We start from the raw sequence: 25,247 nt of genomic DNA, 5'->3' as shown, positions 1-25,247 counted from the left end.
CAAAAACCTGTGTTCCGCGCAAGCAGAACACAGGTTTTTTGGTATTTAGCGCTTTAGTATGAGTCGTTTCAACAAATAGCCTGTGATGACAAGTAATGACGCAATGGCGAAATAGACCATGTAGATCAACAAGTCCGGCGCAAATCGTGACACGATGTACGTCATTATAACGACAGCCGTATAGAGCAATAAAAATAGACTGATGTGCTTCAACTTCGACACTCCCCTTTGAATCCTTCCCTCTTCTTTACGGAAACGATTGGAAGATGTTTCAAAAGGAATGTCGTTTTCTATCCTATAGATTCTTCGCTTTGAATGTGTCTCCGCCTTCGATCGTGCCGTTATCAAAACCTTTTTTGAACCAACGCTCCCGCTGTGCCGATGTGCCGTGGGTGAAACTTTCCGGTACGACATATCCTTGTCCCTTCTCTTGTAACGTATCATCCCCGACAGCATTCGCTGCCGTCAACGCTTCTTCAAGATCGCCTTCTTCGAGCAAGTTTTCGCCTTGCGCATGATGCGCCCAGACGCCGGCATAATAATCGGCCTGTAGCTCGAATCGAACGAGGTACTTGTTGAACTTCTCCTCACTCATTTGCTCTCGAAGTGGCATGATCTCGTCCGACTTTCCAAGTAACGTCTGGACATGGTGTCCGACTTCGTGCGCAATGACATATGCCATCGCAAAATCGCCCGGTGCTCCGTACTTCGTCTGCAGTTCATCATAAAAGCTTAAATCAATGTATAATTTCTGATCACCGGGACAATAAAAGGGACCAACGGACTTCCCTGCTTGTCCGCAAGCCGAACTGACTTGATCCGTATATAAGACGAGCTTTGGTTCTTTATATGTTTTGCCATCTTCTTTAAATTCCTTCGTCCAGACCCGTTCCGTATCCGCTAAGACGACGGAGACGAAGTCCGCTGCTTCTTTTTCCTGTGCTGTTTCTTCATACGTCGTATTTTGCTGATCCCCACCGGTTAAGTCTCCGAGTAATTCAGCTGGATTACCGCCCATCAAGGTGATGACGATCAGCAGGATGATTCCGACACCACCACCGATGCCGGCGATTCCTTTCCCGCCCATTCCCCGTCGATCCTCAACGTTTGAACTCCGTTCTCTTCCCTTCCATTTCATGCGCTTTCCTCCTACTCGTTTCGTTGTAGGTCTTTACCCAAAAGGAATCGTCCGTAACGCTCCGTCTTAGGGTGGACGTTCCTTCTCATATTTATTGCTAAAATAAGTACATCCATTTCTAGGAATATCGCCCTCCTGTAGAGAAGAAGTTCAGCACGGATTTTCGCAGAAAGGAGTTGTCCGATGCACTCGTTCCGTCAACACCTCAAGAACTTCATGTATACGTATCGTAAGGACATCCTTGTCCTATCTGGTATGTTTTTATTCATCTTAGCTTATAGCTTCCCATTGTTTCGTTCTGGTATGGTGACGTTCAGCGACATGTCTTTCGGACTGTCCTCCCATCGCTATTTAGAAGAAATCTACGGTGCCTGGAACAACCGTTGGAGTACGACGACGCTTCTGAATGTCGCACGATTGCTCTACATTCTACCGTTTTATGTACTCAGTCTATTGTTTGGCTCATCCGGTCCTGTCTTGATCAAGTCATTCATCATCGGACTGTTAACGATCTCTGCTTTATCGATGTTCGCTTTTACGAAACGGCTCCATTCCGTTTATGTCTCGAAGCACTTTTCTTATCTCTCACTGATTGCCTTCGCGATTGCTGCGTTGTTTTATGCCTTAAACCCGTGGGTGATTACGCGAATTCAACATATCTATTTACTATGTGGCTATTCCGTCTTTCCTTACGCTTTGATGTTGTTCTTCAATATCTTCGACCCGAAGTTTCGGGAACAGCTCGATCCTGGTTTTCGTTTATCTGATCGGTTGAGGCGACGGACATGGATTGATATCACCGGACTATCGATCGTCTTCGCCTTCATGGCGGCGGGGATCCATTATTTCTTTTTCTCGCTGATTTATATGGGAATCATGGTCGGACTCATTTTCCTAAAGACAAGTTGGACGCGTCGCAAAGAACGGATTTGGTCGTCGTTACTGTGGTTTTACGTCCGAGCGACCTGTGCATTTGGTCTCGTATTTCTACTATTCAATGGATATTGGTTCTTGATGTACGTCGGCTCGATTCTGACTGGCTCACAAGCTTCACAACATAATATCAATGTCTCTGATACATTGATGTTGTTCAGCCGACACTCGAGCTGGGCGAACGTTTTATTCTTAACGAGCTACTGGTGGCCGATGTTTGATTTGACGACGTTACCGCTGACGTTTTGGATTGGTGGTGCGATCACGCTTTTACTCATCTTGCTAGGAGCCGTCGTCGCGTATCGGCAACCGATCCATCTGTTCTTTAGTCTGCTTGCGATTCCGCTGATCGTCTTTGCGACCGGTACCCATGAACAAGTTGCCGATGCATTTGTTCTGTTCGTGACGAAGACACCGTTGATTGGTGCGATGTTCCGCGATCCGAATAAGCTAGTTGGTCTCTTAATGGTCAGTTACAGTTTGTTGCTCGCCGTTGGATTAAATGCTGTCTTCACCCGTGCATCTCGGACGATTCCACTGAAGTTGTACCGGGTCGTCTCAATCGTCGGAACACTAATCGTCATCGCCTGTTTTTTTCTCCCTTACCGGACTGTCTATATGGAAGGTTTTTATCACCCGGTCAAGATGCCTAAGGAATACACGGCTATCCAAGAAGAAGTCGATGGGAAGTGGTTGCAATTCCCGATTGCGGACGAGATGACGCAACCAAGTACCGGCATCGCGACTCCACGCTGGAATCAAAATCCACGAAAAGGTGGCGAAATCAAGGCTACGGGTGACGTACAAGTCTATACGTCGGCACACGATACCGTCTTTCACCATGAAGGAGCATCACCGACGATTGGTTACATGATGACGTTCATGCAATATCTACTCGACACCGGTCGCTCGGAACAAGCCGGACAGATCGCAAAAGCATTCGGATTGAAGCAATTCGCCTACCGTGATGAATACACGGGGATGAAGGACCGACAAGACTTCAATCTAAAGGTTCTGCAGGAACAACGGGATCTCGTGAAGACGAAACAAGTCGGCTTGTTCACCTTATTCGACTTGATTGCACCGCTCGATACCCGGACCGTTCCACAGTTGATGTTGACCCCTTATGGACTCGAACGGTCAATCAGTTATCCGACACTGGCTGGCTACAATCTTGGTCGTCAATCGATTTTGTATGCGACACAGGCACATCAGGATAGCCTCTCCTGGATGAAGAAGGGTGATATCGTCGAGATGATCGAGGAAAACGACCTTGTTCTCAGCCAAGTGCCGGACGAATACTACTGGAAACCGTTCGATGCGATTGATTCAGCCAATGCCTTCCTGAACTGGGGTAAGACGTTTCTCGCCAACAATGATTGGCGCTGGTATTTACGGACGCAAGGGATGACGAATCCGTCGTTTGACCTCGATTTTGGAGACGGGATCGGTCTCTCGTTTGCTTCCGCCCGAATTGACGCGCCGGTCTACAAATTAGATGGATTAAAGGCGAAGCAGGTCGCCTCCTTTAATTCGATGCTTGAGGATGAGACGTTCTTCAAAGCCGATAACCCAGACATCGTCGACTTGTCTCCGAATCCGATGTCAAAAGATAATAATCTGCCTGTCCTTCATGCGGAAGTTGCGGAAGGTGATCCGAAATACATCTGGCAAGTCGCGAAATCCGGTAAGCTACCGGCACGATCGAATAACGCCTACCGCTTCGATATTACAGCGAGCGGTCGTGGGGTCGACCGGCTCCACGTCAAGGTCCGGTTTTTTGATGAGAAGGATCGCGAGCTGAATCAAACGTATGTCGTCGCTCCGCGTGATTCCGGTGATGTCGATGCGATTCACTTGCAAGGTGAATATGTCACACCGCGAAACGCAAAAACGATGCGGATTGATCTACTCAGCTTCCAGCGTCCTGAGCGGAAAACGTACTGGTGGGTCCACGATATTAAAATATTCAGCTATGAGGATTATATGATTCCGAACACGTTTACGATGACGAAAGACCTGCCAGCCGGTCGTTACGCTGGTTTTGCCCGCGTGCTGCTGAACCAAAAAGGTGGTCAACTCGATTTGACCTTCAACAAACGAGGCGTCACGATTCCAACTCGACAACGATCCGGTGCTAAACTCGCTTGGGTTCCGCTCGGTTCGTTCACGACGCCGAGCGGTCCTGCGACGCTCAGTGTGACGAACACGGAAGGCTTCAATGCCATCCAAAATATCGTTCTGATTCCGGAAGAAAAGCTGACTGCTTTACGAAAACGCGTCGATGATACACTCGCCTTCACGAAGACCTTGATGGTACTCGAGGCAGAGACCGGATTCGATTACACCGGTCACTTGCAGTCGGAACGAAACTATCCTGGACTGAGCTTTGGGAAAGGAGTCGCTGCGCAACGTGGACGTTTACAGCGTTCGATCGATATTCGCGAAGCGACCGATTATCAGCTCCAATTGATGTTGACTCCACCGCCAGGCAACGATGGTCGAATCACTGTCAAAATCCGAGACGGAAAGCAGGTCGTCTTCGAACGCGCTTTGTCTCGTGCTGATATTCTAAATGGTCACAAACATCAACAGCAGATCGGGAATCAGACGGTGACGTACGATCCGCTACACTTAGCGTTTCCGTACCGGATGACAGAGTTGAGTGATGTCTACCAAACGTTATACGAGGTCAAGTTGTCCGATATCCCACTCAAGAAGGGACGCTATCAGCTAGAGCTGTCCTATGCAAGCAAGGTGCCGTCGCTCGTCGAGTGGAAGGATCTACACAAGTTCGACCCGAACGAGATCGTCACCGATAAAGCCCTCGCCGCTCCGGAAGCAGCAGCAAATTGTGCGACGTGCGTCTCGATCACGGACGATATGTTCGACGCGAGTGAGACCGAAGATGGCTATACGATTGATTATGAGCCGACCTGCTCCTGTGACTGGTATATTTATGCCTCGCAAAAAATGAAAGTGAAACCGTATCACGAATATTTGATCCAGTTCGACGCAGTCAGCAAGAACGTCCGTCAACGACACCTCAAAGTGTATTACCTGGATAAAGATGATCGTGTCATCGGTACGGATTTCATCAATGAAGTCGAAGAAAAGAAAAAGAAGCAGTGGAACCATTATGAACAAATCGTCATTCCACCGAAGAAGACTGTCAGGATGCAACTGCATATCTGGACGCGCGGAAATGAGAAAAAGGCTGGGCAATTGCGTCTGAAGAATTTAGAAGTGCTACCGTACGATCAACTGATTCTAGTCGATCAACTCGTTCTCTCCGAGCAAAGCGGTACGCTGTTCGCAACAGAACCTGCCCGTGCGCTTGACGTCGCTGCCTCACAGATGGGACGAGATATAAACAGTGATGCGCCACTCGGTCGCTTTACGGTCAATGATTCTCCGACACCGTTATTTAAGCTCCAGACAGATCAGGAAACGATGCGTGGTGACACGGCATTAAACGGCGTCAGTCAGTTGTATCGTTCGAACGAAAAGGCGGCACATGTGACTGTCGTATTGCGCCCGATTTATTATACCGGACTGACCATTCTCGTTTTAGCGCTCCCACTTAGTATCTTGTTGATTTATTTCATGACAAGCACTCGGGGTCTAGCTATCCGACAACGTCTATCGTCCGTGTTCAAGCAACGTCTTCCTCGTCTAAAACGAAAACAGAAATAGTGTATCGAAAAAGGACAATGGAGATCCCACGGATCCCCATTGTCCTTTTCATTTGACCGGTACTTCATCTTTCCGGTGGCGCTGATACAGGCTGACCATCGTCTTCAAGAACGCGACGGAATCCTTGACGAGATTGACGTGCGATCCTTCGCGCTCGATGCAGGTCACGGGTTGTTGGTAGACCCGTAAGCGTTCTTTTTTCGCTGCATACATCAGCTCTAAATCGATTGCGAGACCACTCTCGACGTGTAGATAAGGCAACAGACGATGGACGACCCGTCGGTTGATGATCTTCAGACCGGTCTGCGAATCAGTCACCCCTTTTGGTAAGAAGAACCGTGTCAGATTTCGTTTTCCAAAGCTCATGAAACGCCGGACGGCTCCACGGTCTTCGATCGTCAAATCCTTCGTCCCGACGACGATGTCATAATATCCTTCCTGGGCAATCGTCAATAGCCGTGCGATGTCTTCGATTCGAAACGAGTTATCCGCATCGACGAAGACATAATAATCACTCGAGACGTTTTTCATTCCCTCGATGAACAAACCGGCCTTCCGTGTATTTTGTTCGACCTGATGTACTTCGAGATATCCGACCGTGAACAACGTATCGGTCGCTTCCATGACGATCGATCGGTACTCCTGTAAGAGCGCTTTCGATCGATCCGATGAAGCATCATCAAAGAAATTGATCGAAGCGTGGATATAATCTTCGCTGATGAAGGTCGCAAGCGACTCTAAAAAATCTTTTACATAATTAAAACGTTTCTCTTCGTTAAATATTGGCAATATAAAGGCTATAGTATCCTTTAAAATGGGATATTCAGGATGGATGATATGCTGGATTTCAGCAAACAATTCATTCGGATAGGCTGGGCGATAAGAAAACAAGCGAAGCACCCCGTCTCCTTGAACCGTGTGATACGGAAAATCTCCTTTTAAACGAATCGCTTCTTTAATCAACAGGATTTTGGAACGTGGACGTACAGCTCGAATCTGATTGGCGATCGCAAGTTCCTCTTCACGTGTCTTATAGTCGACGACATACAACAGAATCTCGTGTTCTTCCGCTTCTTGAATTTCAGTGCTGGCGATTTGTTCGAACGAGGCAGGACATCTGCCAGGTTGTGTGTAAAACAAAACCGGATAATAAGAAATCAAAGATTCGTATGGAATATGCCGTGAGTGATCGGTGAAAACAGCAATATGTCCTTGACTCATAAGTTTCATCCTTTCCGTAAAACAGCTCTGACTGATGGGAGGTGGCTCCATGACAAGTTTCATTCAGCGACATGCCGTCCTGTTGATTTTTCCGATTCTCGATGTAGCGTTGAATCTCGTGAACTATGCCTATCATTTACTGTTAGCTCGTGAGCTTTCTAGTGCTGTCTACGGATTACTGAATGCTTATCTAGCTTTCTTAGGTCTTCTACTCATCATCGGCGGCGCCTTACAATGGACCGTGACACGTGACTACAGTCAACAGAAGACAAATAATTACCAAAAACTCCGTTTCCTTATACTGGTGGTTACAGGGTTCTTCTTACTTATTTTACTTTATGCATTACCTTATTTCCTGCCGTTTACCAAAATAAACCTACTAATTGTTTATTTCATCATCGTGTTTCATATCCTTCTGTCTTTTCGTCGTGGTGTCTTACAAGCGACTGAACGCTTCTATGCCCTGAATCTCTCGTATTACATCGAATCCGTCGTCAAAGTCCTAGCTACATGGCTTTTGATTCAACAAACGAACGTCAGCTATGCATTGTTATTCATCTTGGCCGGCATGATTGCGTCCTACCTATTAAGTCTGATACAAGTCACGTTCCCGGTTAGTAGCGGGCGGATCCAAGCGAACGGACTCGTCCATATGATCCATACACAGATCGTCATGACGCTGTTCTTTACACTCGACAGTCTCCTCGTCACCCGTTATTTTCCGCAGTTCGCAGGAGATTATTCGGTTGCCTTACGATTCGGTCAACTCCTGTTGTTCGTCGCGTTATCACTCGCTCAATTACTGCTACCGCGCTTAAGCCAAAAAAGTCAGGACGAAGCCTTTCTTCTTTGGGAGCGTCGCTTTTACCGCATCTTATTAGGTGGAATGGCTCTTGCTGTTTTGGTGTATTGGACGATCGTCCCTTATCTGATTCCGCTTCTATTTGGGAGCGGCTACGACATGGCAACTCATTACATCAAATATATGGTTTTCGTTTATGTGGGTATCACGTTGATTCAATACGAAGCACTTGTTCAGTTTTCCCTACATCGAACTGGGTACTTGAAAGGCTATTGGCTGATTCTGGTTCTGTTCGTCCTTGTCTTGACGACATTTCACTCGACCGTCGAGATTTGGTTGCTTGCACAAGCAGGTGTCTTTTTACTTGGCGCCCTGATCTTACGTTTCACCTTACCTCGACACCCCTATCCTGTGAAGGAGGCATAACATGAAACCCCATCTACTTTTTTTATCTTGGCGCGATATCAAACACCCGAAAGCAGGTGGCGCAGAAGTGTTCACCCACGAGATGCTCCGACGTGTCAGTGATGAGTATGAAATCACTCATTTTTCTCCCGCATTCGAAGGCGGACACGATGTCGAGTATTTGGATGGAATCACTTATATCCGGAGAGGTACTGCGCTTTCCGTCGTTCCGCTCGCCTTTTCTTATTATCAGTCGCATGCTGCGACGATTGATTTAGTCGTCGATCAGATGAACACACATCACTTTTTCACACCCTTGTATGTTCCATTAGCGAAACGTGCCCTCTTCATTCATCAACTGACACGTGAAATCTGGCAAATCAATGTTCGTCCTCCGTTTTCATACGTCGGCGAATGGACGGAGACACCGCGTCTGCAGCTGTACCGGACCGGTCGCGCGTTGACGGTCAGTCAGTCCACGGCAGACGATCTACTTGCTGTCGGCTTCTCCAAGGACGACGTGACGATTCTACCGGAAGGTCTCTCCTTTACCCCATGGAACGAAGAAGACTGGAAGCCAAAAGAAGCACATCCGACTTTTTTATACGCTGGACGGATGTCGGCCTATAAAGGAATCAATGATGCACTCCAAGCTTTCGTCATCGTTAAACGGGAGTATCCTGACGCTCGTTTCTGGGTTATCGGAAAAAAAGACGAGGCGTATATCACCGAGCACCTTCATCCAATCGTCCCGGAAGAGATGCGTGACGCCATCACCTATTTTGGATTCGTCAGTGAGGAAGAAAAGCTCGAACGGATGAGTCGCGCGACGGCGCTCCTGTTTCCTTCTAAACGAGAAGGTTGGGGTCTGACGGTCAGTGAAGCGGCGGCTGTCGGTACACCAACGATCGTCTATGACGCCCCTGGACTGCGTGACGCCGTCCAGTATGGTATGACTGGTTACATGGCAAAAAGTCAGACCCCGGGCGCCCTTGCTGCCGAGATGCGTGCCTGCTTACGTGATCCCGAAGAATACGAAATGATTCAAGCAGCCGGTCATCGTTTCGCTCAGACCTTGCACTGGGATCATACAGGTCAAGCGTTTCGTAACTGGTTGCAACGCGAATTAATACCTGTCGCACTGAAGGAGGATTTTTCATGATTGGAATCGCTATGTCCACATACGAAAATGAAGCAATCATCACGGAAACGATCCGCTCACTTCAGACACAACAGGCTTCTTTCCTTTGTGTCATCGCGGATGATGGTTCGACCGATTCGACTGTCGCGACGATGCGTCGATTGACCGCAAATGATACGCGATTCGAAGTGCTTGCGCTACCTCACGGTGAACGAGGTATCGCTCGCAAGACTGCCATTGATCGCTTAAAGCAACACGATGTCGAATACCTCTATATCATTGATTCCGATATGGTACTTGAAGATCAGTTATTAAAAAGCTGCCTCTTATATCTTGAGGCACATGTAGAGGTCGGAGCACTCGTCATTCCCGAACGCGCGTACAGTGATTATGATAATTACTTCAGTCAAGTGAAGGTCTTTGAGCGTAACCTGTTCAACGTTCCGACGGATCAACTCGACACGCATACGATGGAAGCCGCGCGCTTCTGGCGACTCGAGGCGTACGTCGCTTCTGGCGAGATTGATCCGACGCAAATCAGTTTCGAAGAGACGCAGCCGACGATCCGTTATTTGGAACAAGGCGGGATCATTCGCCGTGCGACGTTCACCTACGTACACCACAACGAAAAGCAGGTCGAATTAAATGACCTGCTTCGAAAAAAACGCTATTACTTTGATGTCATGCCTGCGACGCTCGACGCGGAACAGGGCGGCTTCATGAAAGCCTTGCGACGTTGGTATTTCTTCCGTCCTGTTCTCTATCATCAGGCTAACTTAAGAAAATATAGCCGTCATCCGCTGTTGACCGTTGGCGTCATCTACATGTACTTGCGTCTTAGCTTCATTGGTGTAGAGTCCCTCTTCTTCAAACGGGTTTCGTAAGACTGCCGGTCAGCGATTGATAGAGGATGTACGTTCCGAACTGTGTCGGGAATTCGAAGCGGTGAATACCGTTTTGGTCTTCTGGAATCTGTTCATGATGATCAATCGTCAGGGCACGTTGACTGATGATTGATCCATCTTCGTAAAAGAGACAATACGGACGATTTGAATTGATTAACACATCGGTAAAATGTTGTCCCAGATTCCGTTTACGTTGTTTCGTTTCCACGACCTCATCTCCGATGCGGGTCATGATTCCCAGAACCCGATCGTCAATCTTCAATGGTTTCGTCATCATCCGACTGACGTTTCCTGCGTTCACAGCCGCCAGCAACGTATGGACTTGCATATAGTCCGTCAAGACGATTTGTTTCGTTAACGGTGCTCGTTGTTTAGCAGCACGTAACAGCTCGACGCCATCCATTTCTGGAAGTCGAAGTTCCGTCAGCAAGACATCAACGTCGGAATTGCTGAGTTGTTCCAAAGCCTCTTCTCCTGATCGTGCTTCCTGTACGTCTTGTCCCGCTGCCAGTAGTTTACGGCGTAAAATCCGTCGTGTCGGTTCATGTGAGTCAACTAATAGATAAAGTGCCATATGCTATCGCCTCCGTTTTAAAAAGAAAGGATGGTCGTCAATGTATATTCTTTTACTATCAGGTGGATCCGGAAAACGGCTTTGGCCGCTCTCGAACGATTTAAACTCGAAACAGTTCTTAAAGATTCTAGAAGATCGCGATGGTAATAAACAATCGATGATGGAGCGGGTCTTCCAACAACTTCAGGAAGTCGGTCTGGACGACCGGACCGTCATTACGACGACGAGTTCACAAGTCGATGCGATTGAAAATCAGCTAGGCTTCCGTACTTCCATTATTCAAGAACCCTCACGTCGCGATACGTTCCCTGCCATCATGCTTGCGACAAGTTATCTCGCAGAACGGATCGATTTAGAAGAGACGATCATTATCATGCCGGTCGATCCTTACGTTGAACTATCGTTCTTTGAACGCTTCGAGCAATTGGACCAAGCCGTCCAAGAACATCCGGATGCGCTTCATTTAATGGGGGTCGAACCGTTGCATCCGACATCAAAATATGGCTATATCATTCCGCAGACTTCCGAAAACATGTCCATCGTCGATCGCTTCCAAGAGAAGCCGACTGTTGAAGTCGCGAGTGACTTAATCGAACAAGGTGCACTATGGAACTGTGGTGTCTTTGCCTGTCGCCTTGACTTCTTAATGCAGTGTCTAGAAGAACAAGATGTGCCGACGACATTCGAGGCGCTCCGTTCGAACTACGAGGCACTAGAAAAAACATCATTTGATTATGCGGTCGTTGAAAAGACCGATTCCTTATTCGTTCATCGGTATGAAGGCTACTGGAAAGATCTCGGAACATGGAATACATTAACGGAAGAGATGCCGCATCCGCTTCACGGAAACGCCCGGATGCTCCACTCGAAAAATACACATATCGTCAATGAATTACAGGTTCCGGTCCTTGGCATCGGACTCGATAACTTAATCGTGTCGGTGAGTCCAGATGGTGTCCTCGTTGCGTCCAAAGATGAGACACCTGCTTTAAAAGAATATTTGACGGATGATACTTTGCCACCACAATTTGAATGGAAACGCTGGGGCTATGCGACGATTTTACATCAACAGCAACTAGAGGACGGGCGTTATGCCGTGACCCGACGGCTGCATATCAAGGCACATCAGCAAATCAGTCATCATTATCATGCGCATACCGATTCGACATGGAGCATCTTACAAGGTCGCGCTGAGGCACTGATCGATGGTCAGTCACAGCAACTCGGACCAACTTCTGTCGTGCATATCCCACAAGGTATTCCGCATACGTTGACCACACTAGAGGATCTGATCATGATTGAAATTAAATATTCCATTGATTGGACGGAGCAAGATAACTATCCACTTCCGACCTCGATTCGTTCCAAACCATGATGTTAGAAAGGGCACCTCCTATCGGTGCCCTTTCGTCTGCTCTAATCTAAAAACACTTCACTCGTCACGAATGTGACGGATCCCGCTATTTCGTAATCTCCCGCTCGACGCGGTACAAAGAATTGTTTTCCTTTCTGTAAGGGAATCACGCGATTCCCTTGCCGCGCTTCTCCTTTACCTTCGATGACAGTCAATAAACGAAAGACTGGATGATCCTGTAGTGTATATCGACCGGTTACTTCATGACGGATCACTGTAAAGGAGGGTACTTGAAGCAACTTCGTCATGATGCCCCCTTCCTTGATGATCGTCTCTGGTTGGTTCGTCCACGGCTCATCTGGAATCGTCGTGACAGCGATTGCCTTCTCAACGTGCAATTCTCTCGGTTTCCCGTCATCTCCTAATCTGTCGTAATCATATAGTCGATACGTTCGATCGCTCATCTGTTGAATCTCAAGAAGAACGATGCCTGGTCCTAGAGCGTGGATCGTACCACTCGGAATGTAATAGAATTCGCCAGGTTTAACTTTTTGATGCCGAAGTGACGTCTCCCAGTCCTTTTCTTGAGCGCACCGAAACAAGGCATCTCGTGATTGTAGATTGTGACCAAGAATGATTTCTGCCTCTGGTGCAGCCTCTAAGATATACCAGCACTCATTCTTGCCGTATGGTTCTCCTTCTAGCCGTCGTGCCTCCTCATCGTTCGGATGGACTTGAACGGATAAGTAAGCGGACGAGTCCAGAAATTTTACATGAAGCGGAAAGGCATCCAGCAGATAATCACCGAATAATTCTGTCCGTTTCGTTTGCCATAATTCATCTAGCGTCTTCCCCTGATCAGGTCCATCTAAGAAGTACGTCCGCCCACTCGCGTGAGCAGATGCTGTCCAACATTCTCCAATTTGTCCTTCTGGTAACTCAAACTGAAACAACGCCTCTAAACGTCGACCGCCCCAAATTCGTTCTTTGAAAATCGGTTGAATGGCATACATATCGACGCGGACTCCCGATAGACTAGGAGCGACGCTTCACCTCCATCTATACGTTTGGTTACCTCTTTATACCCATTTTTATGTCTATATTATCCAAATAAAACAGGTTGAATCATAAAAAAACCAACTCTTAGTGCATCACTAGGAGTTGGTTTTCGCATAGTTTGCTAGCTCTTTTATTGTTCGAGGTACTCGATGATCGTCTGCGGATCCACGCGTTTCGTATAATCCGATGATACTTCTGCGAAACGAATCACACCATCCGTATCAATGATGAACGTCGCCGGTTTCGGTAACTGCCAATCCTCATTTCCATTGTGCTTCGCTACATCGAGTCCCGATGTTTTGTAAATCTCAATCAAATAATCTGGCAGGTCAAACACGAGATCAAATTGACGGGATACATGTAAATCAACGTCACTTAAGACAGGGAAACTTAACGCATTCTTGTTTGCTGTCTGTTCAGCAAAATCAGGTGTCTCTGGACTGATTGCAACGACGGTCGCTCCCTGAGCACGAATTCGGTCGATTTCCCGTTCATACGCGCGAAGCTCGAGATTGCAGTATGGACACCAGCCACCCCGGTAGAATGTTAAGATGACAGGACCTTGCTCGAGTAATGTCTCGATCGCCACAGACTTGCCAGATACATCGGGTAACGTAAAGTGTGGAATCGTATCACCGATACCTAGACCTTTAGCGATACCAGAAGCAGCCAGCTCAGCTGTCGCTTCCGCCATCAACCTTTGTTTCTCAGCAGGTGCCTTTTGTCGGAATTCCGATTGATACTGTTTGATTTCTTCGAGTAATCGTGTCATGTGTTCTCCCCCTTTATTGCTGTATAGAATAACAGGGAGATTACTCGTTTGTCTCTTCTGACGACTCTTCTGCCTTCTTCCGGAATCGTTTCACGAACCCCATCAGTTGTTCCGGTGTCAGCTCAAGCTTATTCTCATAGACATATTTTGTTCCATATCCGAGTGCAAGGGTGGCGGTCGAAGCAACGCCCGCGGCAATGACGGCACCATACCCCGGAACGAGCTTCGCCATTTGCCGAAAGGCGGTTTTTCCGGAGTTTCCGACGATCGTCACGACAAGCAACTCCTTCGCACTCTCCTTGGATAACTGTCGTTCGTACAGATTCGATAACTTGAGCATCAAGCCGATTTGAATTGAAGTCAATGGAATGATATCAGCTCCCGGGAATGGAACGGCACCAATCGCACCTGCGGCTGTTCCGGCACCCACAATCCAGTTGTTGGCGATCTTGCCACGAACGGTCGGATCCATCTGACGAACGAACACATTATCCTTGTCGAACTTTTTTAAGATATCGAGGACCTCCCGACGGAGCCGATCAATGTTCGTTCCTTCTCGTGCTGATACGGGAATGATTTTGGGTCCTGGTAGTTTTTCTTCAATATGCTGAACGATCGTGTCGACATCATCCGTCGCATCCATCTTCGTAACGACGATCAAGACATTTTGGTTATGTTGATAGATCTTACGGAAGTTTTTCGTCTCCGTCTCAGATAAGACGGTACCTGCCGCATTTAAAAAGTAAAGGATGACATCGGCACTTTGATAGTACGTCCACGTCGCTTCCGAGTTCTGTGTATTGGCATCATTCAATCCTGGTGTATCGACGAAGATGACTTTATCTTCCGGATGCTGCCTTACTTGATCAATCCGGACCGTTTCACCCGGGCGCGCCCCGACCGTTGCGACTTCACGACCAAGAATCGCGTTCAAGGTCGAAGATTTTCCCGCATTGACATCTCCGATCAGGGCAACCGTCACGTCCTGCTCCAGCGATTGATTGAAATCCCGTCGCTCCGATTCAAACGATTGATCAAAGATTTCCTCCAGTTTGCGTTTCCGTTTTTGTTGATTGGTCTCCAGTCCTTCACCAAAAAAATCATCCATCGTGATCCCTCCCCCTTTTTCTGCTGTCTGTCTTTTCCCGTTATCCCTTGCTTTCAACACAAAGAAGGCAAGGGAACATTGTGTCCACTTGCCGAATTTTAGAGATATGTGCTACGTCGCTCGAGCAATACCGTATCGCGCCATCTGCCTCCGATCCGACCAATTCGCTCCCGGCGACCGACTTCCCGAAAATTAAATCGTTCATGAAGGCGTAGACTCGCTTGATTTTCCGGAAAAATTTGCGATTGCAACGTCCAGATTCCGGCTGCTTCACTTGCTTGAATGACGTCTTCCATCAAGCGTGTGCCGACACCTTTACCGCGTGCTTCTTCCGCGATATAGAGGCTGATTTCAGCGACACCGGCGTATGCCGGAATCGAAGAGAATGGACTTAACGCGACCCAGCCGAGCAGTTGCTCGTCTTCCATCGCAACGAGGCGGCTGTGTGCGTGGTGATGCTTCGTCCATTCTTCGTACGGTAATGCTTCCGTACGAAACGTCGCATTCTCCGTCTTTATTCCTTGTTCGTAGATCCGAACGACTTCTGGATAATCGTCCACTGTCATTTGACGTACTTCCATCTCATCAGACTCCTTTGTTGCTCACATGCTGATTCTAGTTCGACAGCATGTCAGGAGTCTCCTGTTTAATCGACGGTGAACGGAATCGGTTTCAAGTCGATTGGTGTATTCGTCACGGTGTTGGAATAGCCCGTTTGTAGATAGAAGTCATCGATTGCATCGATTTGTGACGCTGATAACGTGAACGTCGCCCGAAGCAACTTTTGTTTCGCATCGATGACTTCAACAGTCGGTTTGATTTCACGACCATCCGGTGGTTCGTTTCCTTGAATCAGGAACATGCTGTTTTTAACATCCAACTTGATATCTGAATTTTTTTGATCCGAGTTCGTCAAGAAATCGACCTGTACATGAGAACCGGACGTCTCTACCTGTTGAATCGTCATCTTCAATGGATGATGCGCATCTTGTTGCGTATAAGGGAAAGTCGTATTCTTTAATGACAGCCAATGTGTCTTCGGTGAAAGACGTAAAGAAGGATGCAACGTATAGGAACCGGATGGAATGACATAATTTCCGAATCGAATCCGCGAGACATCCGTTCGTTGCGACCCGCTGACCGAACTACTTACTAACGATGTTCCAACTGACCAGTTTTTGATGATTTCCTTCCCTTTATCATCAAACAGAGCCAGTTCTAGCCAATATTGATCCGACTTCGGATAAACCGCCGTATAATCAAACGTCGTACTTGCCTGTCCTTTTGTCATCTGTTTCAACGTGACATCGACCGCATAATCAGGATTTTTTACCGTCGTATTAAACGTCTGTTCAATCGCTTGCAATCGTTTGACCGGAACCTCGAATTGCCAGTTCCCGTCTAGACCAAACATTTCCGAAATCACGAGTGGTACCTGCATGGCATCACTTAATTTCTGTAATCCGACATCATATTCGATTCGTGCTTTCCATGCCTTACCGTCCTGTTTGAAATATGCCAGTTCTTGATTTTCAGTACCTTCGAATCGTTTATCCCCTTTGAACACTTCATAAAACGCCGCTCGTTTCGTTTCGTTGACGTCTGGTACACCAGTTGCCGTCAGGTTCATCCCGATCGTCGTACCATCATAGTAGGCGTCGACGACCTTGATCGTAATGCCTTGATCGGTTACCGTCTGATCAATTGCTGTTGCAAGTTGTTTCTTCTCGATTTCCGTACCGACTGTGCCCTGTTCTGTAAAGGGACGATACAATCCACCAATCAATGGAACATGCGACATCGCGGAAGCAAACGGTGGAACGATGAACGTCGTCACGAATAGTGAGGCGGCAAGACCCGCAATGGCGACGTACTGTTTCCGACGAGGACGTCGTTGTTTTCTTTCCGCTACGCCTTGCGTAATCCCTTGACGAATTCGGTCTTGTAAGGCGTCCGTCGGAACAGGGATTTTTTCATAGTCATTTCGTAGATCGTGCTGCTCCATAATCCATTCCTCCTAACTGTATCTTCAATTCTTCGCGTCCTCGCTTTAAGTATGTCTTGACCGTATTGAGGGTAATGCCGATGAAGCTTGCAATCTCTTTCATCGGAATATCATGAAAATAGAAAAGAATTAAGACATCCCGGTATTCTTTTCGCAGATGCGATAAAGCGTGCACGAGATCAAGATGTTCGTCTCGCGATTGATCTTCCTGCACCGGAACATGAAGTAAGATGTCATCGGTTGGTTGTTGTTTCTCAAGCACGCGATAACAATTGCGGATCAGGATTTTCGTGATCCATGTCACGAAATGTTTTGGTTCCTTCACTTGTTCGATCGAGATGAACGCTTTATAAACTGTCTCTTGTACGACGTCTAAGGCATCGTGTTCGTTCTTCACATATAGATACGCTGTTCGGTAGAGTTGTTCGCTATGTAGGAGCACCAATTGCTCAAATGCCGCTTCATCGTGCTTCATTGCACGGCGGACGAGTGTCGTGTGCTCGTTTCGTAAGTCCATCGTGTTCCCTCCCTTTACTAATTAGAGCATGATGAGCCGAGAAAAGTTTCAAAAAATATCCAAAAGAAAAGGACTCTTGCGTTTCAAGAGTCCTTCCATCCTTCAAATATCTAATCGCACCGCCATTTCCCGACCGAATCGATCCCCGTGGTCGATGAAGCCGAGACTCGCATACAGACGGTGTGCCGCCTGATTATCCGGTCGATAGCCGACGACGATTCGTTTCGCTGCAGGTAACACGCGCATCTCGTCAATTACGGCTTGCATCGCCAATCGTCCGATTCCGTTCCCTTGTTGCGTCTGATCGATCATGATGCGGTAAATCCAGTAGCCGTTGAGTTCTTCTAGCTCCGTGTTATACATCACAAAACCAACGACGGCTTCACCTGCAATGATCGCCCGAAGGACAAGGCTCGGTTCGAACTTCGCTTGCGCGATCGAGTAGACGTTCGCTTCCATGAAATCTTGCTGTTCTGCTGTCAGTGTAAGCTCACAACACGCTTCCCAGTTCTCTGCTGTTACCGGTACAAGTTGAATCATGTTCATTTCCCCTTTTAGTTAGACGGGAGTTGCCTCCAGCGTCTGTTGATCACATCGTTGCACAGTGATCGCCTCCTTTCCTTCTCTCTCCTATCGGTTGGTTTGATTCATTATTGAAGGACTGCTGCGTTTTCAAGCAAAGTAGGTAGTTCGGCTAACGACGTAATCGTAAACGTCGGCTTGATATCCGCCGCTGATTTTCCTTCTGGATTAAACCAACATGTTGCGATACCAGCTTGATTTCCACCTGCGATATCAGCTGACAAGGAATCCCCGACGATGATTGTTCGCGCTGGGTCGAATTGTGGAATCCGCGCAAACACATGATTGAAAAATCCTGCCATCGGTTTTTGAAAACCTGTCTCTTCTGAAACGAAAATCCATTCAAAGAAATCCGTTAATCCAGCGCCATCGAGCCGTGCGCGTTGCGTCTTCGAAATACCGTTCGTGACGACGTACATCGTGACGTTTCCGGCTAGCTGCTCAAGCAGCGCCGTCGCACCCGGAATCAATTCTGTTCCTTGTGCGAGATAGCCACGATACGTTTCGTCAACTTCTCGTCCGTCGACCGTCCGTCCTTCTTCCGCGAAGAACGTCACGAACCGTGAGTGAATGACTTCCTCGCGTGTCACCTCGCCTCGTTCAAGTGCTTTCCAAAGCGCTTGATTGAGTGTTTTATAGCGCGTTTCTCGCTCCGGCGTCCACTGCAACTCTTGTTGCTCGAGCAGGCGGCGAAAGGCAATCCGTTCCGTCGCTTCAAAATCGAGTAATGTATGGTCAATATCGAATAATACCGTCGTGTAAAACATATTCAAGCTCCTTTTCGTACGTGTTGTACAGTCGTTGTTTTCCCGCCCAGTTGAAATAAAAGAACTCCGCCACCAATCAGTAGCACGCCGAGTGCTTTCGTCCACGTAAACGGAACGGTCTGTAAACCGAACCAACCGAGCGTATCCCACAGTAAGGCAAACAGGATTTGTGATACCATGACGATCGAAATCGCACGACTCGGTCCGAGTTGTTGAACGCCTTGCGTCACACAGAGGACGACACCGACACCAATGATTCCGCTGAACCAAAACCAGGTTTGCGCCTCTTTTAGGGCAAACAGTTGTGATCCTTCGACGATTAAACCAATCGTCAGTGAAGCGAGGAACCCGAGTCCAAGGACTAGCGTCGTCGTCGCCCAAGCACCAACGTGTTCTTTGACTTTTGCGTTAAACGTATTTTGAATACAGACGAGCATGCCCCCACAAAGGGCAAGGATGATTCCCGTAACCATGTCGCACCTCCTTCATTCGTAAATGCTTTCTCCGACTCGCTCCATCAATCCGTCTCGATCAATGATCTCAATCGTATGCTGCGTCCGGCGGATCAACCCATCGTCGACGAACTGGCGTAAGACACGATTAACATGACGATAGCTCGTCCCGATCAAATCTGCCGCATCGACGAGTTCCTTACTCGCAAAAGCATCCGTATTAGGTGTCATCGACAACAAATAACTGGCGAGCCGAACTTCAACCGGGTACAACAGATTGAAGCTGAGCGTATGCGATTTTAATTCAAACTTTTTCGTAATCGTCTCGAGTAAAAATAATAGAAAGGCAGGATGATGGACACGTGCTTCTTCCAAATCCGGATAGGCAATGCGTAAGACGGTCACTGGTGTCACTGCCTCGACCGTGTTCATCAAATCAATCTTTCGGACGAACTCAATATCACCGACGAGATCAAACGGATGTTTAAAGGACAACACGAGACGTTTCCCCGTTGCCGACATATGCGTGATCTTCAATTTCCCTTCGACGAGCAGGTAGAGTTCATGCGCAACATCACCTTGTCGGCATAAAGCCTCACCCGGTGCGAACGTCTGAATGTGCATCGCCTTGCGTAGCGATGCGTCAAAGACATGCGTTAACTGATACCGCTCCAAATAGCTCACAATGTCCGTCACTTCTTCTCCTCCTTAACTCTTTAAGATGAAGATGCCTGCGACCATCATCACGATGCCGATGATCTGCGGACCCCGCAGTCGACGTTTCATGACGCCGAACCAGCCTCTTCCGTCAATCCAGAGTGCCAGCGCTAATTGCGCCAATAAAAAGAGCGAAATCGTCAAAGTCACGCCCATCCGGTGGACCGCTGTCATGTTGCTGAATAATATAATCGCCGCAAAGGCTCCCCCTGCCAGATAGAGCGGTTTGACACGTCGCATCGCTGAAAAACTGCGATCCCGTAAGACGATCGCTAAGAGGATCGCAACGATGAACCCGGTCATCTGGGTGATCGTCGCCGCTTGCCACGTCCCGATCGTTTGACTGATTCGGGCATTAGCAACACTTTGAAGCGTTAAGAAAAAGCCACCAGCAATCGCAAATAAGACACCACGCATGTGCATACTCCTCTCTTGTTCCATAATACTTTCATTTAACGAGAGTCCATCTGATTTGAACAGGACATTTGTCCTGAGAACGCGTCAAGATGTAAAAAAGGATGAACGATATCAACCTCGTTCATCCTTTCATCCAGTTCAAACAAAATTCTAAATCCAGTTGAAGATGCGCTTTCATCAATCGCTCCGCTTCTTCCGGTTGATGATTCAAAATCGCTTGATAGATCTCATCATGTTCTTCAATCAAGAGTGGTCGTTTATGGTGGACAACAGTCTTACGGAATAGATAGATGATGGATTGCATCCGATCAATGATATCAATCATCACCGGGTTGTTCGTTGCCCCGACGATCACATCGTGGAATTCCTTGTTCGCCGCCATCACTTCTTCGAGTTCGCCCGTTCTACCGATCTCGACACACTGCTTCAACTTTTCTAAATCGGCTTCTCGCATATATGTCGCACAATGACTGGCTGCGAAGCCCTCAAGCAACATCCGGACTTGAAAGATGTGTCGCAGATCCATGTCGCTCGGATTGACGACACGTTTTTGCTTAATCAATCCTTCTTGCTCCAGTTTTCGAATCGAATCTCTGACGGGAGTACGGCTAATTCCCATTTCCTCAGCTAGACGCTCTTCGACTAACTTCGTTCCACGTTCCAGTTCTCCGTTTAAGATGCGATCCCGGATGTATTCATATGCCTGAACATATGCTAATTGTGTCGTTTTCTTCCCCACAGACATCGTCTCCTACATTCGAATTTCTTCTAGTTCAAAGTATAAGTTTAATATTGGGAATTGGAAAGAGACATATTTTTGTATACATTTTTAAATAAATTGTATACAAAAATGAACTTAGTGTGTACAATTCGGTTAAAGACTTTATGAAAGCGCTATCTTTTTATGAAAAGGAGTTTGATTAGATGAACATACGCGTTGGATTTATTGGTTTAGGCATCATGGGAAAACCGATGGCCTTGAATATACTAAAAGCCGGTTATGACGTCACGGTGAATGATTTAAATACGGAAAGTGTCGAGACACTCGTTCAAGCGGGTGCGGCATTCGGAACACCTGCTGATATGGGAACGACGTGTGATGTCATCATCACGATGCTACCGGCTTCGCATCACGTCGAGCAAGTCGTCCTTGGAGAAAACGGTCTCTTACAAACGGCTACAGCTGGAACGATCTTGATTGATATGAGTTCGATTTCCCCTGTCGCCTCGGTCGAGATTGCACAACAAGCAACACTACGCGGAGTCGAGATGCTCGACGCACCCGTCAGTGGTGGAGAACCGAAAGCAATCGACGGGACGCTTTCCATCATGGTCGGTGGGAAAGACGACGTCTTTGAAACCGTCCGACCACTCCTAGAAGTCATCGGTGCAAGCATCACGCTCGTCGGCAAAAACGGGAGCGGTGTCACGGCTAAACTTGCCAATCAAATCATCGTCAATTTAAATATCGCTGCCATGTCCGAGGCATTGACGCTCGCTGCGAAGGCAGGCATCGATGTGGAGAAGATGTATCAAGCCATTCGCGGGGGACTTGCTGGAAGTGCTGTACTCGATGCGAAAGTACCGTTGATTCTAGAGCGAAACTTCGTTGCCGGGGGACGCATCGATATCAACTTAAAAGATATGACGAACGTCATGGAAACCGCGCATGAGATCGGTGTTCCTTTACCCCTCTCTAGCCAACTCGTTGAGATTTTCCATGCGTTGAAAATTGATGGAAAAGCTGCGGATGATCACGGCGGCATCATTCAGTACTACGAAAAATTAGCACATGTTGAAGTAAGGAAGGTGTAAAGGATGATTTCGACATTCCCGACATTACCAAGTAAAACGACACTCAACCAATTACCATCCCTACCGAATGCAACAGTAGTCGATGAATTGTTAGTTGAAGCCTTACATCAGTTTCCTCATAAAATCATCGTCCTCGACGATGATCCAACAGGTGTGCAGACTGTCCATGGCGTGTCTGTCTATACTGACTGGACGAGCGAAAGTATCGAGGCTGGATTTAGCGAAGACCAGTCAATGTTTTTTATTTTGACGAATTCTCGTGGATTTACGCGTGAAGAAACACGACAAGTCCATGAAGACATCGCGGCTACCGTCCAAGCCGTTTCCGATCAACGAGATCAGCCGTTTATTTTAATCAGTCGTGGTGATTCGACACTTCGTGGACATTATCCGCTCGAAACGGACGTCTTACGCCACACCCTCGAACAACAATCCAGTGGTCACTTCGATGGTGAAATCCTGATGCCATTCTTCCAAGAAGGTGGTCGTCTTACGATCAACGATGTCCATTATGTGCTTGAAGACGACACACTCGTACCAGCAGGGCAAACAGAGTTCGCAAAGGACCGGACATTCGGTTATTCCGCTTCGCACCTTGGGGAATGGGCAGAAGAAAAATCGGATGGGGCTTTCCCAGCTGACAACGTCATCTCCTTATCACTGGATGATTTACGGCAGGTACGTCTTGACGCACTCGTGGCACAACTGATGAACGCTCAAGATTTCAATAAAATCATCATCAATGCGACAGATTATCTTGATGTCAAAGTCGCGACGATTGCTTTGATTCGCGCAATGAATGCAGGAAAACGATTTTTATTCCGGACGGCCGCAGCTTTTACGAAAGTCATCGGTGGAATCGATCAGCGTCCCCTCCTGACAAAAGAAGAACTCGTGTCCGATACGACGCCTGGCGGTTTAATCATGATTGGATCACATGTCCAAAAAACGACAGAGCAACTAGCCGAATTAAAAACGTGTGACTTCATTCATTTCATTGAGTTTGATGTCCATCTTGTCCTGTCTCCTGATCAATTCGAACAAGAAATCAATCGAATCATCACGACGACGGAACAATTGATTGCATCTGGACAGACAGTTGCCGTCTATACGAGACGAGAACGTCTCGACCTAGGAGAGAATCAACAAGAGAATGAATTAAAGCTATCCGTTAAAATTTCTGATGCTGTGACGAGCATCGTTACCCGTCTGGATGTACGTCCAAGCTACATCATCGCTAAAGGCGGAATCACGTCAAGTGATATCGGAACGACTGGTCTAAAAGTCAAACGAGCAACTGTTGCCGGTCAAGTCAAACCCGGTATCCCGGTTTGGAAAACAGGAGCCGAAAGTAAGTTCCCCGGACTGACATACGTCATCTTCCCAGGGAATGTCGGTTCGAAGACGACGCTAAAAGAAGTCGCAGAACTACTTCACGCTTGATAATTTTGTAAGCGGATACAAGGTGTGAGTCATCACCTCAGTGGAATTCATGATATGAAGGAGAGATCTTGATGGTTACGGGTAATTTATTGGTCGTCATTTTTATTCTGTCTCTAGCTCTACTGTTCTTTTCCATCCTAAAGCTTAAAATCGAACCGTTTCTGGCACTTGTAGCGATCTCCATCTTGACGGCTTTAGCCATCGGGATGCCTGTCAAAGAAGTCGCATCCGTCGTCACGACTGGTTTCGGGAACACACTTGCGGGTGTCGGTATCCTGATTGGTCTTGGTGTCATCTTTGGTCAATTTCTTGGTGCATCGGGTGCTGTCGAAAAGATTGCCCAAGCTGTCTTGAATGTGTTCGGACCTAAAAAATCCTCTGCCGGACTCGCCCTGACTGGAACAGCGGTTTCCATTCCTGTCTTTTTTGATGCAGCTTTCGTCATCTTAAGTGGATTGATTCGTTCGCTCTCTTCTAAAACAGGTATCTCCGTCGTCAGTTTCGTTACGGCACTCGGGGTCGGTCTAATCGTCTCGCATAACATGATCGCCCCGACACCTGGACCACTCGTCGTCGCAGAAAATACAGGATCAGAGCTCGGCTTCTTCATTCTGTATGGGATCATCGTCGCCATTCCAGCTACTCTCGTTGGTGGTTACCTGTACGGTATGTTCATCGGAAAACGAATTAAGCATTCTGGCGACATCGAAGAACTCTCAATCGACCCAGCGGATTTACCGAAGAAAGAAATCGGCACAGGGCTTAGCTTCTTCATGTTAGCTTTACCCATCGTCTTGATCTTATTGAATACGGTCTCTCAACTGCTATTTCCCGGAACTTCGATTGCAACGTTCTTTGGCTTCATCGGTGAGAAAAACGTTGCCTTATTGATTAGTGTCTTTGCTGCTGTCATCTTATTACGCCCATACATCGCAATCCCGAACGCACGCTTATACTCGGAAGCGATCAGTTCAGCCGGAATCATCATCTTGATTACTGGAGCCGGTGGTGCCTTTGGTGCCGTCATCAATAATAGTGGCATCGGGGATCACCTCATTACGACGATGCAAAACTGGAGTATCCCGGTTCTTTTGCTGGCATTCATCTTTTCGCAAATCCTCCGGGCGTCACTTGGATCAGCGACGGTCGCCCTCGTTACGACATCGAGTATTCTCGGTCCGATGGTCGGAGAATTAGGTGTGTCTCCGATTCTTCTTGGCCTAGCGATTTGTGCTGGTGGGATTGGACTTTCCTTACCCAACGATTCAGGTTTTTGGGTCGTCAACCGGTTTGGTAAATTGACGATTCCTCAAACACTCCTTGCTTGGACCGGAGGTGGCTTTATCGCTGGTTTAACAGCGCTCGCTACGGTCTTCCTCTTAAGTCTATTCACAGGGATCTTACCTGGACTCTAACTCAAAAAT

The 25,247-nt window shown here is 47.6% G+C and carries 24 protein-coding genes; 8 read left to right on the top strand and 16 right to left on the bottom strand.

Annotated features, from left to right (window positions below; genetic code table 11):
* Positions 1 to 45 precede the first annotated feature (45 nt).
* Both K7G97_RS01135 and ypfJ read right to left on the bottom strand, forming a co-directional pair.
* Entirely contained in the window at positions 46 to 213 is a 168-nt protein-coding gene (locus K7G97_RS01135; RefSeq protein ID WP_223041137.1) for a hypothetical protein, read from the bottom strand.
* A gap of 82 nt (positions 214 to 295) precedes the next feature.
* Positions 296 to 1,138 carry a KPN_02809 family neutral zinc metallopeptidase gene (ypfJ, locus tag K7G97_RS01130; protein WP_223041136.1) on the bottom strand — a complete coding sequence of 281 codons (843 nt, stop codon included), beginning with the start codon at positions 1,136 to 1,138 and terminating at the stop codon, positions 296 to 298.
* 183 nt (positions 1,139 to 1,321) lie between these two features.
* Here ypfJ and K7G97_RS01125 point away from each other — a divergent pair, with 183 nt between their 5' ends.
* Complete coding sequence (locus K7G97_RS01125) at positions 1,322 to 5,767, top strand: glucosyltransferase domain-containing protein (protein WP_223041135.1); 4,446 nt, start codon at positions 1,322 to 1,324, stop codon at positions 5,765 to 5,767.
* A gap of 48 nt (positions 5,768 to 5,815) precedes the next feature.
* Here the strand turns inward: K7G97_RS01125 and K7G97_RS01120 are convergent, their stop codons facing one another.
* Positions 5,816 to 6,988: a glycosyltransferase gene (locus K7G97_RS01120; RefSeq protein ID WP_223041134.1), complete on the bottom strand. Its 1,173-nt coding sequence runs from the start codon at positions 6,986 to 6,988 to the stop codon at positions 5,816 to 5,818.
* A gap of 49 nt (positions 6,989 to 7,037) precedes the next feature.
* Between K7G97_RS01120 and K7G97_RS01115 the strand changes: the two genes are divergently transcribed.
* From K7G97_RS01115 to K7G97_RS01105, 3 genes are read left to right on the top strand one after another with little or no spacing between them, the layout of a single operon-like run.
* Positions 7,038 to 8,216 carry an MATE family efflux transporter gene (locus K7G97_RS01115; RefSeq protein WP_223041133.1) on the top strand — a complete coding sequence of 393 codons (1,179 nt, stop codon included), beginning with the start codon at positions 7,038 to 7,040 and terminating at the stop codon, positions 8,214 to 8,216.
* Position 8,217: 1 nt separating this feature from the next.
* Positions 8,218 to 9,357, top strand: coding sequence for a glycosyltransferase family 4 protein (locus tag K7G97_RS01110; RefSeq protein WP_214771979.1), 1,140 nt, complete (start codon positions 8,218 to 8,220; stop codon positions 9,355 to 9,357).
* Positions 9,354 to 10,220: a glycosyltransferase family 2 protein gene (locus K7G97_RS01105; RefSeq protein WP_195866234.1), complete on the top strand. Its 867-nt coding sequence runs from the start codon at positions 9,354 to 9,356 to the stop codon at positions 10,218 to 10,220. The genes K7G97_RS01110 and K7G97_RS01105 overlap by 4 nt, the downstream gene beginning before the upstream one ends.
* Here the strand turns inward: K7G97_RS01105 and K7G97_RS01100 are convergent.
* Positions 10,204 to 10,815 (bottom strand): response regulator, encoded by a 612-nt coding sequence (locus K7G97_RS01100; protein WP_223041132.1) that lies wholly within the window; start codon positions 10,813 to 10,815, stop codon positions 10,204 to 10,206. The two genes, K7G97_RS01105 and K7G97_RS01100, sit on opposite strands and share 17 nt — an antisense overlap.
* A 40-nt stretch (positions 10,816 to 10,855) precedes the next feature.
* Between K7G97_RS01100 and K7G97_RS01095 the strand changes: the two genes are divergently transcribed.
* Positions 10,856 to 12,190, top strand: coding sequence for a sugar phosphate nucleotidyltransferase (locus K7G97_RS01095; protein WP_223041131.1), 1,335 nt, complete (start codon positions 10,856 to 10,858; stop codon positions 12,188 to 12,190).
* A 41-nt stretch (positions 12,191 to 12,231) separates the two neighbouring features.
* Here the strand turns inward: K7G97_RS01095 and manA are convergent, their stop codons facing one another.
* From manA to K7G97_RS01035, 12 genes are all read right to left on the bottom strand, one after another.
* Positions 12,232 to 13,182, bottom strand: a complete 951-nt coding sequence (manA, locus tag K7G97_RS01090; RefSeq protein WP_223041130.1) for a mannose-6-phosphate isomerase, class I — start codon at positions 13,180 to 13,182, stop codon at positions 12,232 to 12,234.
* A gap of 176 nt (positions 13,183 to 13,358) precedes the next feature.
* On the bottom strand, positions 13,359 to 14,000 hold the full coding sequence (locus K7G97_RS01085) for a peroxiredoxin-like family protein (RefSeq protein WP_223041129.1): 642 nt from the start codon (positions 13,998 to 14,000) through the stop codon (positions 13,359 to 13,361).
* Positions 14,001 to 14,040: 40 nt separating this feature from the next.
* Positions 14,041 to 15,108: a YcjF family protein gene (locus K7G97_RS01080; protein ID WP_223041128.1), complete on the bottom strand. Its 1,068-nt coding sequence runs from the start codon at positions 15,106 to 15,108 to the stop codon at positions 14,041 to 14,043.
* Positions 15,109 to 15,206: 98 nt separating this feature from the next.
* Positions 15,207 to 15,689, bottom strand: coding sequence for a GNAT family N-acetyltransferase (locus K7G97_RS01075; RefSeq protein WP_223041127.1), 483 nt, complete (start codon positions 15,687 to 15,689; stop codon positions 15,207 to 15,209).
* A 65-nt stretch (positions 15,690 to 15,754) separates the two neighbouring features.
* Positions 15,755 to 17,113 (bottom strand): DUF4179 domain-containing protein, encoded by a 1,359-nt coding sequence (locus K7G97_RS01070; RefSeq protein WP_223041126.1) that lies wholly within the window; start codon positions 17,111 to 17,113, stop codon positions 15,755 to 15,757.
* Positions 17,088 to 17,630 (bottom strand): sigma-70 family RNA polymerase sigma factor, encoded by a 543-nt coding sequence (locus K7G97_RS01065; protein WP_149426622.1) that lies wholly within the window; start codon positions 17,628 to 17,630, stop codon positions 17,088 to 17,090. Before K7G97_RS01065 ends, K7G97_RS01070 begins: the two co-directional genes overlap by 26 nt.
* A 102-nt stretch (positions 17,631 to 17,732) precedes the next feature.
* Complete coding sequence (locus tag K7G97_RS01060; protein WP_223041125.1) at positions 17,733 to 18,170, bottom strand: GNAT family N-acetyltransferase; 438 nt, start codon at positions 18,168 to 18,170, stop codon at positions 17,733 to 17,735.
* 110 nt (positions 18,171 to 18,280) lie between these two features.
* Positions 18,281 to 18,979 (bottom strand): YjjG family noncanonical pyrimidine nucleotidase, encoded by a 699-nt coding sequence (locus K7G97_RS01055; RefSeq protein ID WP_223041124.1) that lies wholly within the window; start codon positions 18,977 to 18,979, stop codon positions 18,281 to 18,283.
* Positions 18,980 to 18,981: 2 nt separating this feature from the next.
* Positions 18,982 to 19,452 carry a DMT family transporter gene (locus K7G97_RS01050; RefSeq protein WP_023466690.1) on the bottom strand — a complete coding sequence of 157 codons (471 nt, stop codon included), beginning with the start codon at positions 19,450 to 19,452 and terminating at the stop codon, positions 18,982 to 18,984.
* A 12-nt stretch (positions 19,453 to 19,464) separates the two neighbouring features.
* The gene (locus K7G97_RS01045; RefSeq protein WP_064300451.1) at positions 19,465 to 20,127 is read right to left on the bottom strand and encodes a Crp/Fnr family transcriptional regulator; all 663 of its coding nucleotides are present in this window, start codon (positions 20,125 to 20,127) and stop codon (positions 19,465 to 19,467) included.
* A gap of 12 nt (positions 20,128 to 20,139) precedes the next feature.
* Entirely contained in the window at positions 20,140 to 20,565 is a 426-nt protein-coding gene (locus K7G97_RS01040) for a DMT family transporter (RefSeq protein ID WP_223041123.1), read from the bottom strand.
* A gap of 121 nt (positions 20,566 to 20,686) precedes the next feature.
* On the bottom strand, positions 20,687 to 21,304 hold the full coding sequence (locus K7G97_RS01035) for a GntR family transcriptional regulator (RefSeq protein WP_064300450.1): 618 nt from the start codon (positions 21,302 to 21,304) through the stop codon (positions 20,687 to 20,689).
* 185 nt (positions 21,305 to 21,489) lie between these two features.
* Here K7G97_RS01035 and garR point away from each other — a divergent pair, with 185 nt between their 5' ends.
* The 3 genes from garR (at position 21,490) to K7G97_RS01020 (ending at position 25,238) form a co-directional block, all read left to right on the top strand.
* Positions 21,490 to 22,380: a 2-hydroxy-3-oxopropionate reductase gene (garR, locus tag K7G97_RS01030; protein WP_223041122.1), complete on the top strand. Its 891-nt coding sequence runs from the start codon at positions 21,490 to 21,492 to the stop codon at positions 22,378 to 22,380.
* A gap of 3 nt (positions 22,381 to 22,383) precedes the next feature.
* On the top strand, positions 22,384 to 23,823 hold the full coding sequence (locus tag K7G97_RS01025; RefSeq protein ID WP_223041121.1) for a four-carbon acid sugar kinase family protein: 1,440 nt from the start codon (positions 22,384 to 22,386) through the stop codon (positions 23,821 to 23,823).
* A 71-nt stretch (positions 23,824 to 23,894) separates the two neighbouring features.
* The gene (locus K7G97_RS01020) at positions 23,895 to 25,238 is read left to right on the top strand and encodes a GntP family permease (protein ID WP_064300447.1); all 1,344 of its coding nucleotides are present in this window, start codon (positions 23,895 to 23,897) and stop codon (positions 25,236 to 25,238) included.
* Positions 25,239 to 25,247 lie beyond the last annotated feature (9 nt).

It is taken from the genome of Exiguobacterium acetylicum (genome assembly GCF_019890935.1).
GTDB lineage: Bacteria > Bacillota > Bacilli > Exiguobacteriales > Exiguobacteriaceae > Exiguobacterium_A > Exiguobacterium_A abrahamii.
Note: the sequence above shows the minus strand (reverse complement) of the source record. Positions and strands in the feature narration are given on the sequence as shown.